Source organism: Microbacterium sp. JAI119 (assembly GCF_013410135.1).
Lineage (GTDB): Bacteria > Actinomycetota > Actinomycetes > Actinomycetales > Microbacteriaceae > Microbacterium > Microbacterium oxydans.
Window position 1 is genome coordinate 2049630 of record NZ_JACCCK010000001.1, and the last position, 14554, is coordinate 2064183.

Annotated in this window: 14 protein-coding genes, 1 tRNA gene and 1 other RNA gene; 5 read left to right on the forward strand and 11 right to left on the reverse strand. The window is 68.0% G+C overall.

The annotated features are described in order from the left end of the window. Positions 1-5: 5 nt before the first annotated feature. Complete coding sequence (gene glnA / locus HDC31_RS09875; protein ID WP_046749109.1) at positions 6-1343, reverse strand: type I glutamate--ammonia ligase; 1338 nt, start codon at positions 1341-1343, stop codon at positions 6-8. 2 nt (positions 1344-1345) lie between these two features. After that, entirely contained in the window at positions 1346-1585 is a 240-nt protein-coding gene (locus tag HDC31_RS09880; protein ID WP_058631777.1) for a hypothetical protein, read from the reverse strand. A gap of 68 nt (positions 1586-1653) precedes the next feature. Between HDC31_RS09880 and ppgK the strand changes: the two genes are divergently transcribed. Continuing rightward, positions 1654-2400, forward strand: a complete 747-nt coding sequence (ppgK, locus tag HDC31_RS09885; protein ID WP_046749111.1) for a polyphosphate--glucose phosphotransferase — start codon at positions 1654-1656, stop codon at positions 2398-2400. An 80-nt stretch (positions 2401-2480) separates the two neighbouring features. Here ppgK and rnpB read toward each other — a convergent pair. From rnpB to HDC31_RS09905, 4 genes are all read right to left on the reverse strand, one after another. Next, an RNA gene (rnpB, locus tag HDC31_RS09890) (RNase P RNA component class A) lies at positions 2481-2837 on the reverse strand. Between the two features lie 43 nt (positions 2838-2880). Then, positions 2881-4581, reverse strand: coding sequence for a bifunctional 3'-5' exonuclease/DNA polymerase (locus HDC31_RS09895; RefSeq protein ID WP_058631778.1), 1701 nt, complete (start codon positions 4579-4581; stop codon positions 2881-2883). Positions 4582-4603: 22 nt separating this feature from the next. Further along, positions 4604-5338: a zinc ribbon domain-containing protein gene (locus tag HDC31_RS09900; RefSeq protein WP_046749113.1), complete on the reverse strand. Its 735-nt coding sequence runs from the start codon at positions 5336-5338 to the stop codon at positions 4604-4606. A gap of 36 nt (positions 5339-5374) precedes the next feature. Beyond that, positions 5375-5797: a YchJ family protein gene (locus HDC31_RS09905; protein ID WP_082108714.1), complete on the reverse strand. Its 423-nt coding sequence runs from the start codon at positions 5795-5797 to the stop codon at positions 5375-5377. Between the two features lie 41 nt (positions 5798-5838). Here HDC31_RS09905 and HDC31_RS09910 point away from each other — a divergent pair, with 41 nt between their 5' ends. After that, positions 5839-6687, forward strand: coding sequence for an aldo/keto reductase (locus HDC31_RS09910; protein ID WP_258546264.1), 849 nt, complete (start codon positions 5839-5841; stop codon positions 6685-6687). Between the two features lie 10 nt (positions 6688-6697). On the opposite strand, the gene HDC31_RS09915 is transcribed toward HDC31_RS09910, so the two are convergent. Continuing rightward, positions 6698-7534, reverse strand: coding sequence for a helix-turn-helix transcriptional regulator (locus HDC31_RS09915; RefSeq protein WP_113680467.1), 837 nt, complete (start codon positions 7532-7534; stop codon positions 6698-6700). A gap of 100 nt (positions 7535-7634) precedes the next feature. Here HDC31_RS09915 and HDC31_RS09920 point away from each other — a divergent pair, with 100 nt between their 5' ends. Then, positions 7635-8399: an SDR family oxidoreductase gene (locus tag HDC31_RS09920; protein ID WP_113680468.1), complete on the forward strand. Its 765-nt coding sequence runs from the start codon at positions 7635-7637 to the stop codon at positions 8397-8399. Positions 8400-8436: 37 nt separating this feature from the next. On the opposite strand, the gene HDC31_RS09925 is transcribed toward HDC31_RS09920, so the two are convergent. The 3 genes from HDC31_RS09925 to HDC31_RS09935 all read right to left on the reverse strand — a co-directional run bounded on the left by HDC31_RS09925 (position 8437) and on the right by HDC31_RS09935 (position 11024). Further along, entirely contained in the window at positions 8437-9390 is a 954-nt protein-coding gene (locus HDC31_RS09925) for an L-lactate dehydrogenase (protein WP_113680469.1), read from the reverse strand. A gap of 67 nt (positions 9391-9457) precedes the next feature. Beyond that, positions 9458-10345 (reverse strand): TIGR01777 family oxidoreductase, encoded by an 888-nt coding sequence (locus HDC31_RS09930; RefSeq protein WP_113680470.1) that lies wholly within the window; start codon positions 10343-10345, stop codon positions 9458-9460. 121 nt (positions 10346-10466) lie between these two features. Next, entirely contained in the window at positions 10467-11024 is a 558-nt protein-coding gene (locus tag HDC31_RS09935; protein ID WP_058631883.1) for a dihydrofolate reductase family protein, read from the reverse strand. Positions 11025-11119: 95 nt separating this feature from the next. Between HDC31_RS09935 and HDC31_RS09940 the strand changes: the two genes are divergently transcribed. Further along, positions 11120-11563, forward strand: a complete 444-nt coding sequence (locus HDC31_RS09940; RefSeq protein ID WP_058631882.1) for a hypothetical protein — start codon at positions 11120-11122, stop codon at positions 11561-11563. 33 nt (positions 11564-11596) lie between these two features. Here the strand turns inward: HDC31_RS09940 and HDC31_RS09945 are convergent. Further along, positions 11597-11669: transfer RNA gene (locus tag HDC31_RS09945), tRNA-Val, on the reverse strand. A gap of 153 nt (positions 11670-11822) precedes the next feature. Here HDC31_RS09945 and aceE point away from each other — a divergent pair. After that, entirely contained in the window at positions 11823-14549 is a 2727-nt protein-coding gene (gene aceE, locus HDC31_RS09950) for a pyruvate dehydrogenase (acetyl-transferring), homodimeric type (RefSeq protein ID WP_046749121.1), read from the forward strand. The last annotated feature ends 5 nt before the right edge of the window (positions 14550-14554 follow it).

Genomic DNA, 14554 nt, shown 5'->3' on the forward strand with positions numbered 1-14554 from the left:
GCGGGTCAGAGCAGCTCGAGGTTGCTCTTCAGCTCGAACGGGGTGACCTGACCGCGGTAGGCCTCCCATTCCTTGCGCTTGTTGAGCAGCACGTAGTTGAAGACCTGTTCGCCCAGAGTCTCCGCGACGAGCTCGGACGCCTCCATGTACTCCAGGGCGTGGTCGAGACTCGCCGGCAGTGCCTCGTAACCGAGAGCTCGCCGCTCGGCGTCGCTCAGCGACCACACGTTGTTCTCGGCCTCCGGCGGCAGATCGTATCCCTCCTCGATGCCCTTGAGCCCGGCTGCGAGCAGGAGCGCGTAGGCGAGGTAGGGGTTCGACGCGGAATCGATGCCGCGGTACTCCACGCGGGACGACTGGCTCTTGTTCGGCTTGTACATCGGCACGCGGACGAGTGCGGATCGGTTCGCGTGACCCCAGGTGACGAAGCTCGGTGCCTCGTCGCCGCCCCAGAGCCGCTTGTATGAGTTGACGAACTGGTTGGTGACCGCGGAGATCTCGTTCGCGTGACGCAGGAGGCCCGCGATGAAGTGCCGGCCCGTCTTCGACAGCTGGTACTTCGCGCCCTCTTCGTAGAAGGCGTTCTGGTCACCCTCGAACAGTGACATGTGCGTGTGCATACCGCTTCCGGGCTGGTCGCTGAGCGGCTTCGGCATGAACGTCGCATAGACGCCCTGCTCGATCGCCACCTCCTTAATCACCGTCCGGAAGGTCATGATGTTGTCGGCCGTGGTGAGGGCGTCCGCGTAGCGGAGGTCGATCTCGTTCTGACCGGGCCCGCCCTCGTGGTGACTGAATTCGACCGAGATGCCGAGGTCTTCCAGCATCCGGACCGAACGGCGACGGAAATCGTGCGCGGTGCCGCCGGGCACGTTGTCGAAGTAGCCCGCCGAGTCGACGGGCACGGGCCCCTCCGGCCCGAACGACGAGGACTTGAGCAGGTAGAACTCGATCTCGGGGTGCGTGTAGAACGTGAACCCGGCGTCAGCGGCCTTCGCGAGCGTGCGCTTGAGCACGTGACGGGGATCGGCGACGGCGGGCTGGCCGTCGGGAGTCGTCAGGTCGCAGAACATGCGCGCGGTCGGGTCGATCTCGCCGCGCCAGGGCAGCGTCTGGAACGTCGTCGGATCGGGCTGGGCGAGCAGGTCGGACTCGTAGGTGCGTGTCAGCCCCTCGATCGCCGAACCGTCGAACCCGATTCCCTCCGCGAAAGCACCCTCGACCTCGGCCGGCGCGATGGCCACCGACTTGAGAGTGCCGATCACGTCGGTGAACCACAGTCGCACGAACTTGACGCCGCGCTCCTCGATGGTCCGGAGGACGAAGTCCCTCTGCTTGTCCATGGCTACTCTGCGCCCTGGCCCTTTGCGTCGCCCGTGTTCTGGGGGCCCTTGACGTCCCAGCCCTGCTCGACGGCCTCTTCCTCGGCCCAGGCGCGCGAACGCTCCTTGACGACCTCCGGAGCACGACGGGCCTCGGCCTCGGTGTCGAACGGACCGATGCGGTCGATGGAGGGCGAGATCATCCCGAACTCGATCTCGCCGGTCGTGGAGTTGTACCAGTACTTGTGGTCACCGTCAGACATGTCTGCCCCTTCTTCACGTGATGTCATCGATCCTACTGGCGTGCACCGTGGTCGCTAAGCTATCGCCCATGGCAAAAGCGATCGGCGTCGACATCGGCGGCACGGGTATCAAAGCAGGAATCGTCGACCTCGAGCACGGAATCATGGCGTCCGACCGGGTACGGGTACCGACCCCCGAGGGCGCATCGCCCCAGGACGTGCTCAATGCCGTGCAGACCGTGCTGAAGACCCTCGACGTGCACGACTCGACCCTGCCGCTCGGCGTCGCATTCCCGGCGATCGTCAAGCGCGGCAAGACCCTCTCCGCCGCCAATGTCTCCAAGGAGTGGATCGACTTCGACGCCGAGCGGTTCTTCCGGGACGGTCTCGGTCGCAACATCGTGTTCGTGAACGACGCCGACGCCGCCGGTGTCGCCGAAGCCCGCCACGGAGCGGCCAGGGACGTGCGCGGTTTCACGCTCCTCACGACGCTCGGCACCGGCATCGGATCGGCCTTCCTCTACGACGGCGTGCTCCTTCCGAACACCGAGCTCGGTCACCTCAACTTCGGCGAATACGAGTCGGTCGAGACCTACGCTGCGACGTCGGCACGGGAGCGCGAGAACCTCTCGTGGGCCGAGTGGGCCGAGCGTCTGCAGGCGTTCTACTCGCACATCGAGTTCCTATTCAGCCCCGACCTGTTCGTCGTCGGCGGCGGCGTGTCGAAGAACGCCGGAGACTTCCTCCCGCTGCTCGACCTGAAGACCCCGATCGTCCCGGCGATCCACCGCAACAACTCCGGCATCATCGGCGCGGCGTCGCTCGCCGGGGACTGACCTTCGACAGGCTCAGCCACCCGGATCCGCACGAAGGCCCCGACGACTCTCCAGTCATCGGGGCCTTCGTGCGTGTGAGGCGAATGGGCCGACCTGTACGCCGGGTTCTGTTCCGGGGTTCTTCGCCCCTTCGACGGCCATCTCTCTCGGCGACACGTTGCCGTGGCACTCTAGCGGTCTACCCGAGGACTCGGCGAGCCGCGTCAACATCCTCTGTCTGACCTTGCTCCGGACGAGGTTTACCTGGCAGGCCATGTCACCATGACCCCCGGTGGTCTCTTACACCACCCTTTCACCCTTACCCCTTGCGGGGCGGTCTGCTCTCTGTGGCACTTTCTCGCGGATTGCTCCGGGTGGGCGTTACCCACCGTCCTGCCCTGAGGAGCCCGGACGTTCCTCGGTACGGTTGCCCGTAACGCGGCCGTCCAGTCGACCCATTCGCCTCTCCAGTCTACGTTCTCCTGCGCACACGACCGGCGGCTACTTCTCCGCGGACTCCGCGATGCGCAGGTCGAGGGGCACGTCGATGGGAAACGAGCCGAAGAGCCTCGTCGTGGCCGTGGCCGCGGCCTCGCGCACCGCCTCGGCAGCCTCCTCCGCGTGTTCCAGGGGAACGTGGAGGATCACCTCGTCGTGCAGGAAGAACGCCAGGTGCGCAGAGCGCGCGAACGGACCGGACGCCGCCGCCTCGGCGAACACCTCAGGGATCTGCTGCAGGCGATGCCGGATCTCCGCCAGCCAGATCAACGACCACTCGGCAGCAGTGCCCTGCACCACGAAGTTCCTGGTGAACCGGCCCCAATCGCGTCCACGCCGCCGTGCGAGCGCGACGACCGCGGGGTCGGCATCCGCACCGGTCGCGTCCGCCTGCAGCCGCATCCACTCCGTCGACGGACGAGGCGATGACCGCCCTAGCCAGGTCGAGACGATTCCCCCGTCCTCCCCTGTGCGCGCCGCGGCATCCACGAGCGCCATCGCCTTCGGGTAGACCTTGCGCAGCCGCGGGACCAGCCGGCCGCTGTCTCCGGTCGTGGCGCCGTACATCGCTCCGAGAACCGCGTACTTCGCCTCCTCGCGGGTGGAGACGGCCCCGGACGCCACGACGCCTGCATAGAGGTCGCTCCCCCGCGCCGCGCGGGCCATCGCTTCGTCGGAGGCCATCGCGGCGAGCATCCGCGGCTCGAGCTGCGCGACGTCTGCCACGACCAGGGTCCACCCCGGGTCGGCTCGGACAGCGGGGCGCAGGCTCCGCGGAAGCTGAAGAGCCCCTCCACCGGCCGACGCCCAGCGACCGGTGACGACACCGCCCGGGATGTAGACCGGACGGAACCGACCCTCATGCACCCACTCCGCCAACCATGCCCATCCGTTGGCGCTGAGCAAGCGGGAGAGCTTCTTGTAGGCGAGGAGGGGCTCCACGACCGGATGCTCGTGCTGGGCGAGCTCCCATCGACTCGTCGACTCCACCTGGACCCCGACGCGATGCAGCGCCCTGAGCAGCTTCTGCTGGCTGTCGAGGTGGAGCGACGGATCGCCGAGGAGCGCGCGCACCCGATCGCCCAGCTCGACCATGCGACTCGGTGCTCCCCCGGCGGCAGGACGGGTGCCGAGGGTGTCGGTCAGGATGGCATCGTGCACGCCTTCATCCCAGGGCAACCCCGCGACCCGCATCTCCTCTGCGATGAGTCCGCCTGCCGACTCCGCAGCGCACAGGAGGGTGAGGCGTCCGTCCTGTGCAGCGGCCATCACCCTCCGCTGTGCGCGGTACTGATCGAGTGCGGTCGTGATCGCATCGTCACCGCTCACGTCGTCGAACACGTCGAACAGCGAGGGCACCGCTGCCGTCGGCTCTCGCCGCTCCCACTCCGGCGAGGCCGGGAGCGGGCTCTGCACCGACGACGTGTCGCGCAGGATGGCGTGGCACAGCACCAGATCGTGACTGCGGGTGATCCGAACGCCGTGCTCGAGCAGGAACGCGTAGGTCTCGGCGGCGCTGCGCATGACCCACCGCGGGGCATCGGAGTCCTCGACGGAGCGCACCCATTCCGGGAGCTCAGCAACACGCAAGGACGTGCGGTCCAGCTCCTCGTCGTTCCGATCGAGCTCGATCGCGACGTACTCCTGCGCTCCGACGGAGACGAGTGCGATGCGGCGTTCGACCCCCGCCGCCGGCGCCGTCATCGCCGACGCGCGCAGGCGCGACTCATGCGAGCCCGGACTCCTCGGTGCGCACCAGGATGCACCCACATTCGGGGCAGGACACCACGAGGTCATCCGCCGCTCGCCTGATGTCGTTCAGATCCGTGCTGGGGAGCAGGATGCGGCACCCCTCGCAGGTACCGCGGGTCAACAGGGCGGCACCTGCGCTGTTCTTCGCGCGGCGGTCGTACTCCGCCAGCAAGGCAGGCGACACGGTCTCCGCGACGGCCGCACGATCGCGGGCGAGCTGTGCGCCGAGGTCGGTGGCTGCTGCGACGTCCGCCTTCGCCTGCGCGGTGAGCGCCGACCCCTCGGCGGTCGTCGTGTCGAGGAGCGCCTGCTGCGCGGCGACGGCGGCCTCTGCCTCTTCGAGACGGCCCATCACGTCGAGCTCGGCATCTTCGAGGTCACTCTGTCGGCGGGCGAGGCTGCCGAGCTCGTGCTCGAGCGCCTGCGCGTCCTTCGGATTCGTCGATGCGGCCAGGCGTTCGGCGTCGCGGTTCCGGCGTGCCTCGACGACGGCGACATCCGACTCCAGCCGCTTCAGCTCGGTGCGCACGTCGTCTCTGGTACCCGCGAGTGCGGTCAGCTCGCGGAGCTGGTCCTGACGGATCGCCACGAGCTCGGTGATCCGCTCCGCCTGGCTCGGCTTGGTCTTGGCACGCTCGGCCTGCGCGATGCGCCGGTCGAGGTCGGCGATGTCGAGCAGGGTGCGCTGGTTCTCGGGGCTGGCGTTCACGCTCTCAAATCTAGCCGCTGTCGCGACATCCGCCCATCAGTGCACGTCGCCGTCGACGTAGTACCAGTGCCGGTCCTCGCGCACGAAGCGGCTGCGCTCATGGAGCGAGCCTCTCGTGGCGCGCTGCTGCCAGAACGCCTCGAACTCCACGATGCCCTCGCGGTCGAACGGGCCCCCGGCCTCGCGATCGATCACGAGCAGCCGCCGCCACCGCAGATCCGGTTCGAACTCGATCGTCCCCGGTCTCGTCGTCGGATGCCACGTGCGCAGGAGATGCGCCTCGTCTCGCAGAGAGAACGCGGTGTAGCGCGAACGCATCAGGCGTTCGGCCGTCGGCGCCGTCGCTCCGTCGAGGAGCGGACGGCAGCAACGGCCGTACACGTCGCCGGATGAGCAGGGGCACCGCTCGAGCTCGTCGATCATGACGTCATCCGACGCCATCTCCGCCTCCGATGTCATCCCCTCAGCGTACGCTCGGGGAAAAGGCCAGAAGGAGCACCGTGACCACTCAGCCCGTCGTCCCCTCGTTCACCGCTCACAACGGGTTCGCCCTCCCCGCGATCGGCTTGGGCACGTACGCCCTGAACGGCGATGCCGGGGCCGAATCGGTCAGCGCCGGCATCGGTGCCGGCTACCGGCTCGTCGACACCGCATTCAACTACGAGAACGAGGGCTCGGTGGGCCGTGGGGTCGCAGCTTCCGGGGTGGCACGTTCGGACGTGATCGTCACCACGAAGCTCCCCGGACGGCACCACTCCTCGGCGAAGGCGCGCACCAGCATCGAGGAGAGCCGCTCCCGCCTCGGACTCGACGTGACCGACCTGCACCTCATCCACTGGCCCAACCCCAACCAGGACGAGTACGTCCAGGCGTGGGCCGCGCTCGTCGACGCGCAGGCCAGAGGCGTCGTCCGCCAGATCGGCGTCTCCAACTTCCTCCCGGAGCACCTTGAGCGCATCGAGCGGGAGACCGGGGTCAGGCCCGTGGTCAACCAGATCGAAGTGCATCCGTACTTCCCGCAGGACGAGCAGCTGGCCTACCACCGCGAACGCGGCATCCTCACCGAAGCGTGGAGCCCGTTGGGGCGTGCGAAGGAGCTCTTCGACGAACCCGTGATCAACGAGATCGCATCGTCCCGGGGTATCACCACCGCGCAGACGGTGCTCGCATGGCACGTGGCCCGTGGCACGGTCTCCATCCCGAAGGCCTCGTCACTCGAGCACCAGGTGACGAACCTCGCCGCCGCGGAGATCGTGTTGGACGACGCGGAGGTGGCCGCGATCACCGCGCTCGGTCGCCCGGACGGGCGCCTGTTCGACGCCGATCCCCGGACCCACGAAGAGTCCTGACGACCGCTGGTCAGACGTTCTGCGTGCCGAGGACCCGCAGGAACTCGAGCTTGCTCGCGGATTCGCTCCCCGGCGCTGCCGTGAGCACGATGAGCGCCTGCGACTCGTCCTCGGTGAACAGCGCCTGACAGTCGACCTCGATCTCACCCAGCTCGGGATGCACCATCACCTTGTGCTGCTCGAATCGTCGACTCACCTCGTGCGCGTCCCACAACTCCACGAACTCCGAGCTGCGCACCGTCAGCTCCGCGACGATGTCACCCGCCCTCGATCGAGCACCCATCACCCCGTATGCGGCACGCAGCGAGCCCACGAGCGCACGGGCCTGTCGCGGATGGTCGGTTTCCCGGTAGCGCAGCCGTTCGGTATCGGGGTAGGCGAACCAGCGGTAGATGCCGCTCCGGTCGAGTCCGGTGAGAGTGGTCGCGTCGCCGATCAGCGGACGGGATGCGTCGTTCTGCACGAGCACTTCGTCGAGCACCGAGACGACGAACGCGGGGGTGTCGTGCAGCCGGTCGAGCACGCGGAGGATGCCCGGGCGCACGTACTCCGCGAGCCGGGCACGATCGGGGGCGCTGTGTCCGCAGAGCCGGAAGAGATAATCCCGCTCGTCTTCGGTCAGCCGCAGGGCCCGGGCCAGGGCGGTGAGGATCTGGACACTCGGCTGAGGCCCTCGTCGTTGTTCCAGTCGCGTGTAGTAGTCCGTCGACATCGTCGCCAGCTGCGCGACCTCTTCTCGGCGCAGACCCGCGGTGCGACGCCGCGGTCCTGCCGCGAGTCCGACGTCGGCCGGGCTCAGCGCCTCGCGTCGACGGAGGAGGAATTCGGCCAGTGCTTCGCGGTCCACCTCAGAAGTATCCCCCGCTGCCGGCTCGCGTTCCAGGGATCGCCCGTCCCTGGATGACCGCTCTCTGGAGCGGCTGCCACAGGAGGACGACGGTGGGGATATGAACATCAGCGGAAACACCATCTTCATCCCCGGCGCCACGAGCGGCATCGGTCTCGCTCTCGCGTTGCGGCTGCGGGAACGGGGGAACACCGTGATCGTCGGAGGGCGCCGCGAGGACCGTCTCGCGACGATCGCCGGCGAGCACCCCGACATCCACACCGTGCGGGTCGACACGACGGATGCGAGCAGCATCGAAGCAGCGGCGGCCGAGGTGCTCGCCGCGCACCCCGGTCTCAATGTGCTCATCACGATGGCGGGCGTCATGCGGGCCGAGGACTGGAGCACGCCCTCGGGATTCCTCTCCGCCGCGGAGGAGACGGTCGTCACCAACATCCTCGGCCCCATCCGACTCATCGCCGCTTTCGTCGAGCACCTCCGCGCCCAGGCCGACGCGACGATCATGACCGTCTCGTCCGGACTCGCGTTCGCCCCGCTCCGGGTGACACCCACCTACAACGCCAGCAAGGCCGCGATCCACATGCTCAGCGAGTCCCTGCGCCTGCAGTTCGAGGGGAGCAGCGTGTCGGTGCTCGAGCTCGAGCCTCCCGCTGTGCGCACGGCGCTCATGCCGGGCCACGAGGACAACGAGTCGGCGATGCCGCTCGACGAGTTCATCGACGAGGTCATGGCCTTGATCGAGGCCCAGCCCGACGCCGCCGAGATCCAGGTCGAGCGGGTGAAGTTCCTCCGCTACGGCGAGGCCCGCGGTGATTACGATCAGGTCGTCGCCACGCTCAACCGCACGGACCCGCACGGCCGGTGATGCGGAGCGGGGTGTCGGCTTCGCAACGATCCCCCGTTCACGGACGCAGGGATGCCGCCGCAGTCGTGAGGGCGTCGGCGGACTGGCGCAACAGGGCCAGCTCCCCGTCGGAGAACGATGTGTTCCGGATCGGCACCGCCCCCGTCGCGCTCACGATCGACGGCACCGAGAGTGCGACACCGTCGATACCGTGGAAATCACGCAGCACGGTACTCACCGGCATCACGGCGTGCTCGTCACTCAGGATCGCCTCGACGATGCGCGCACTCGACAGGCCGATCGCGTAGTTGGTCGCGCCCTTGCCCAGGATCACCTTGTACGCGGCGTCACGCACGTCCACGGCGATCTCCTGCAGCTCATCGAGGGTGAATCGCGAGTGCCCCGGAGTCTCCCACTCCAGGATCGGCACCGTGCCGATCGTCGCACGGGACCAGAGCGGGAACTCGGTGTCGCCGTGCTCGCCGATGATGTGCGCATGGACGCTCGCCGTCGAGACACCGGCGCGCTGTCCGAGCTTCCAGCGCAGCCTCGAGGTGTCGAGCACGGTTCCCGAGGCGAAGATGCGCTCGGGCGGAAGCCCGGTCTCCTCCTGCGCGATGACCGTCAGCACGTCGCAGGGATTCGTGACGATCACGTAGATCGCGTTCGGGGCGACCTCCAGCAGATCCGGCATCATGCCACGGATGATGCCTGCGTTGACCTCGGCGAGCTCGATGCGGGTCTGGCCTGGCTTCTGCTTCGCGCCGGCCGTGATCACGACGACGTGCGAACCCGCGGCGACGGAGATGTCACTGCCGCCGATGATGTCGCTCGAGCCGGTGAACTGCGTGCCGTGAGCGAGGTCGAGCACCTCGGCCTCGACCTTCTCGGTCGCGATGTCGTAGAGCGCGACATGCCGCGCGGAACCCCTGATCAGTGCCGCATAGGCGACACTCGACCCCACACTTCCCGCGCCGACGACCGTGAGCTTCGAGTTCTCGATGATCTCCATGCGCTCAGTCTCGCAGTGGAACGTGTCGATGCGGGAGGGCTGTCGCCGGAAGAATGCCCCAGAACGGTCAGAGCGCGGCGGCCACAGCGTCGGCGGCGGTCGGATGTGTGAATCGGAAGCCGGACAGCTCCAGCACCTGCGGACGCACATCCGCATCCGGGAGCAGGAGCGAGTCGGCGGCATCGCCGAGTGCGATCCGGAGCGCCCAGGCGGGGGCGGGGAGCCAGAACGGCCGGTGCATCCGCTCGGCGAGAGCGCGCCCGATGTCGTTCGCAGACGCGGGAGTGGGCCCCGTGAGGTTGACCGGCCCCGAGATCTTCGCGTCGAGGATGTGACGGATCGCACGCACCTCGTCGTCGAGTGAGATCCAGGGCCAGATCTGCGTGCCCTGACCGAGCGGGCCCGAGACGCCGAACCGGGTCAGCTGGATGAGCGGTTTGAGCACTCCTCGCCGATGGATGACGGGAGCGGTACGCAGCAGCGCGACCCTGGTGTGGTCCTCCGCGCGTCGGGCTTCGGGCTCCCACCGCACCGTCAGATCCGCCAGGAACGTCTGCCCTGCAGCGGAGTCCTCCGTGAGGATCTCGCCGGGAGCGGAACCGTAGTAGCCGACCGCGGACGCCGAGACGAGAGCCGGAGCATCGGACCGCAGCGCACGGAGGGCGGTCGTCAGGGTGCGGGTGGCCTGCAGACGCGAGTCGACCAGCTGACGACGATAGCCGCGCGTCCACGGAAGTCGTCCGACGCTGGCACCCCCGAGCGCGACCACGGCGTCGGCGCCTGCCACGACATCAGGGTCGAGCGCGCTCTCGCCCGGCGCCCACTGCGCCTCATCCTCGGATCGCGGCGCACGACGCACCAGGGTGGTGACCTCGATACCGTCGGTGCGCAGCGAAGCGGCCAACGCGGAACCGATCAGGCCAGAGGCCCCGCTGATGACGATGCGTCCCGCCATGTGTGAAAGCTCCCCGCTGTCGATTCTGGAGTCCTGCCGTGCGGTACAGCGTACGCGCCGCGCTGCGCCCGCCCCTCGGGCCTTGCCTCGGCGACCGCGACGCGGTATGCACCGGGCCGGATCACTCGGCGCGCCTGTAGTGCGTCACGATCGCTCCGTTGCGCAGCGGCTCCGCCGAGACCAGTTCGAGCTTCCGCGTGTCGGACGATCGATCCCGGAACAGGGTCGGACCGTGCCCCGCGATCCGGGGGTGGATGAGGAACCGGTACTCGTCGATCAGATCGAGCCTGTCGAGTTCGGCGGCGAGGGCGCCGCTTCCGAGGAGAACACCCTCCGGCGTGTCGTCTTTGAGACGCTGCACGCCCTCTCGCAGGTTCCCGGCTATCCGATGGGTGTTCGTCCAGGGGAACTCATCGCGCGTGGAGGACACCACGTACTTGGGTTTGACCTCGAGAGCGAGCGCCCACTCGCGCAGCGCCGGCGGGGCCTCCACCTCGCCGCGAGCGACCGCGGGCCAGGCGTCCTCCATCATCTCGTAGGTCGTGCGACCCCAGAGCACGGCGCCGGAATCCTCCAGCAACCGCGTGAAGTAGGCGTGGGTCTCGTCATCGGCGATCCCCTCCTCATGGTCGACGCAGCCGTCCAGGGTGATGTTGAGGCTGAAGGTCAGAAGTCCCATGTCGGGAGCCTAGATCCGCAGCGAGGCGACCGCCAGGGAGTCGACGGGAAGCCGAAGGGCAACGGACCCCGCATCTGCCCGATAAGGTCGCGATCATGGGTTTCTCGGTGCTCGGGCTCGCGCTGAGTCTCGCCGTGTTCGCCCCCAACCTGCTGCTGGTGTGGTTCCCTCCTCGACCGGCCATGGAGCGCGTCGCCGTGCCGAAGGTCGTCGAGGTCCTCGAACGGTCAGGGCAGGCACTCTGCGTGACGGTGCCGGTGATCACGGTGGGCGATCGCCCGCTCTGGTGGTGGGCGATCCCCGCGGCGATCCTCGTCGTGGCGTACTGGGCCCTCTGGGGGCGTTACCTCGTGTCGGGCAGACGACTGTCGTCGCTGTTCGCCCCGGTCGTCGGAGTTCCCGTTCCGATGGCGCTGCTACCGGTCGGCGTGTTCCTCGCCGGTGCCGCGTGGCTCCAGAACCCTTGGATCGCGATTGCGGCGGCGGTGCTCGCCGCCGGGCACATCCCGAACTCGGTGATCGCTGCGAAGCCTCGTTAGTGGTCGCGGCGGGGTGAGCCGTCTCGGTGGAGGTGGGCCCTGCCGGGATCGAACCGACGACATCCACGGTGTAAACGTGGCGCTCTACCAGCTGAGCTAAAGGCCCTGGTGTGCCCAGTCTATCGGGCGGACGATGCGCACCCGTGTCGTGGAAGAGGGATAGGCTGAACCCGGCGCGCGTTGTGCACAGCTGACAAGGCTGCCCGTGTCGCTTCCCGTTTCCTTGGCATGACCTGCCAGCTTGACGAAAGGTTCCCCCGTGACCGTGCACGACCAGGATCCGTACTCCCAGGGTCCCCAGGACAGCGACCCGGAAGAGACGGGCGAATGGCAGCAGTCGCTCGATGAGCTGGTTGACGCCAAGGGCCACGGACGTGGCCGCGAGATCATGCTCAGCCTCCTCAAGCGCTCCAAGGAGCTGCACCTGGGCGTGCCGATGGTCCCGACCACCGACTACATCAACACCATCGCGCCGGAGAACGAGCCCGAGTTCCCTGGCGACGAGGAGGTCGAGCGCCGGTACCGCGCCTGGATCCGCTGGAACGCGGCCATCACGGTGCACCGCGCCCAGCGCCCCGGCATCGGCGTCGGTGGTCACATCTCGACGTACGCGTCCTCCGCGGCGCTGTATGAAGTGGGCTTCAACCACTTCTTCAAGGGCGCCGACCACCCCGGTGGCGCCGACCAGATCTTCATCCAGGGCCACGCCTCACCCGGCACCTACGCCCGCTCCTTCCTCGAGGGGCGCCTCACCGAGGACCAGCTCGACGGCTTCCGCCAGGAGAAGTCGCACGCGCCGAACGGCATCCCGTCCTACCCGCACCCGCGCCTGATGCCGGAGTACTGGCAGTTCCCGACGGTGTCGATGGGCCTCGGTCCGATCAACGCCATCTACCAGGCGATGTCGAACAAGTACCTCGAGAACCGCGGCATCAAGGACACGTCCCAGTCGCACGTCTGGGCATTCCTGGGCGACGGCGAGATGGACGAGGTCGAGAGCCGCGGACAGCTGCAGGTCGCAGCCAACGAGGGACTGGACAACCTCACCTTCATCGTCAACTGCAACCTGCAGCGCCTCGACGGCCCCGTGCGCGGCAACGGCAAGATCGTGCAGGAGCTCGAGTCGTTCTTCCGCGGCGCGGGCTGGAACGTCATCAAGGTGGTCTGGGGCCGCGAGTGGGACGACCTGCTCGCCCGCGACACCGAGGGTGCGCTGCTCAACCTCATGAACGTCACCCCCGACGGCGACTACCAGACGTACAAGGCCGAGTCCGGCGCATACATCCGTGAGCACTTCTTCGGCCGCGACGAGCGGGCCGCGGCCCTCGTCAAGGACTACTCCGACGACGACATCTGGAACCTCAAGCGCGGTGGCCACGACTACCGCAAGGTCTACGCCGCGTTCAAGGCCGCGACCGAGCACAAGGGCAAGCCCACCGTCATCCTCGCGAAGACCGTCAAGGGCTACGGCCTCGGACCGCACTTCGAGGGCCGCAACGCGACCCACCAGATGAAGAAGATGACGCTGGACAACCTCAAGACGTTCCGCGACGCCATGCACATCCCGATCACGGATGCGCAGCTGGAAGAGAACCCGTACCTGCCCCCGTACTACAACCCGGGGCCTCAGGACGAGACGATCCAGTACATGCTCGAGCGCCGCAACGCGCTCGGCGGGTTCCTCCCGGAGCGCCGCTCGACCCACGTCGGGCTCTCCCTCCCGGACGATTCGGCATATGCCTTGCCCAAGAAGGGCTCCGGCACGCAGGAGATCGCCACGACCATGGCGTTCGTCCGCCTGCTGAAGGACCTGCTGCGCTCCAAGGAGTTCGGTCACCGCATCGTGCCGATCATCCCCGACGAAGCGCGCACGTTCGGCATGGACGCCTACTTCCCGTCGGCGAAGATCTACAACCCGAACGGCCAGCACTACACCTCGGTCGACCGTGAGCTCCTCCTCGCCTACAAGGAGAGCCCGCAGGGCCAGATCGTGCACGTCGGCATCAACGAGGCCGGCGCCCTCGCCGCCTTCACCGCGGCGGGCACGTCCTATGCCACGCACGGCGAGCCGCTGATCCCGGTCTACATCTTCTACTCGATGTTCGGATTCCAGCGCACGGGCGACGCCCAGTGGGCAGCCGGCGACCAGATGGCCCGCGGGTTCATCATGGGCGCCACGGCCGGTCGCACCACCCTCACGGGTGAGGGACTCCAGCACGCCGACGGCCACTCGCACCTGCTCGCCGCCACCAACCCGGCGACGATCTCGTACGACCCGGCCTACGGCTACGAGATCGCGCACATCGTGCGCTCCGGTCTCGAGCGGATGTACGGCGGCCAGCACGAGGACCCGAACGTGATGTACTACATCACGCTCTACAACGAGCCTCTCGTGATGCCGGCCGAGCCGGAGGATGTGGACGTCGACGGCATCGTCCGCGGTATCCACCGCGTCTCCGTCGGCGAGGGCGAGGGACACCGCGCACAGCTGTTCGCATCCGGTGTCGGACTCCCCTGGGCCCTCGAAGCGCAGGAGCTGCTGAAGAAGGACTGGGGCGTGATCGCCGATGTCTGGTCGGTCACCTCGTGGACAGAGCTGCGCCGCGACGGCCTCGCCGCCGACGAGCACAACTTCCTGCACCCCGAGGCCGAGCCGCGCACCGCGTACCTCACTCAGAAGCTCCAGGGTGCCGAGGGACCGGTCGTCGCGGTCAGCGACTTCATGCACGCCGTGCAGGACCAGATCCGTCCGTGGGTCCCGAACCGCTTCGCCACTCTCGGTGCCGACGGCTTCGGCTTCTCCGACACCCGTGCCGCCGCACGGCGCTTCTTCAAGATCGACGGCCCGTCCATCGTGGTCCGCACGCTGCAGTCGCTCGCCGAGGACGGCAAGGTCGACCGTTCGCTCGCGGCCCAGGCGATCGAGAAGTACCGCCTGCACGATGTGAACGCCGGGACCAGCGGCAACGCGGGCGGCGAAAGCTGAGCCCT

Bases quoted from the DNA above. Each gene is read 5' to 3' on its own strand.
- glnA (WP_046749109.1), bottom strand. From the start codon at position 1,343: ATGGACAAGCAGAGGGACTTCGTCCTCCGGACCATCGAGGAGCGCGGC.
- HDC31_RS09880 (WP_058631777.1), bottom strand. From the start codon at position 1,585: ATGTCTGACGGTGACCACAAGTACTGGTACAACTCCACGACCGGCGAG.
- ppgK (WP_046749111.1), top strand. From the start codon at position 1,654: ATGGCAAAAGCGATCGGCGTCGACATCGGCGGCACGGGTATCAAAGCA.
- HDC31_RS09895 (WP_058631778.1), bottom strand. From the start codon at position 4,581: ATGACGGCGCCGGCGGCGGGGGTCGAACGCCGCATCGCACTCGTCTCC.
- HDC31_RS09905 (WP_082108714.1), bottom strand. From the start codon at position 5,797: ATGACATCGGAGGCGGAGATGGCGTCGGATGACGTCATGATCGACGAG.
- HDC31_RS09920 (WP_113680468.1), top strand. From the start codon at position 7,635: ATGAACATCAGCGGAAACACCATCTTCATCCCCGGCGCCACGAGCGGC.
- HDC31_RS09925 (WP_113680469.1), bottom strand. From the start codon at position 9,390: ATGGAGATCATCGAGAACTCGAAGCTCACGGTCGTCGGCGCGGGAAGT.
- HDC31_RS09930 (WP_113680470.1), bottom strand. From the start codon at position 10,345: ATGGCGGGACGCATCGTCATCAGCGGGGCCTCTGGCCTGATCGGTTCC.
- HDC31_RS09935 (WP_058631883.1), bottom strand. From the start codon at position 11,024: ATGGGACTTCTGACCTTCAGCCTCAACATCACCCTGGACGGCTGCGTC.
- HDC31_RS09940 (WP_058631882.1), top strand. From the start codon at position 11,120: ATGGGTTTCTCGGTGCTCGGGCTCGCGCTGAGTCTCGCCGTGTTCGCC.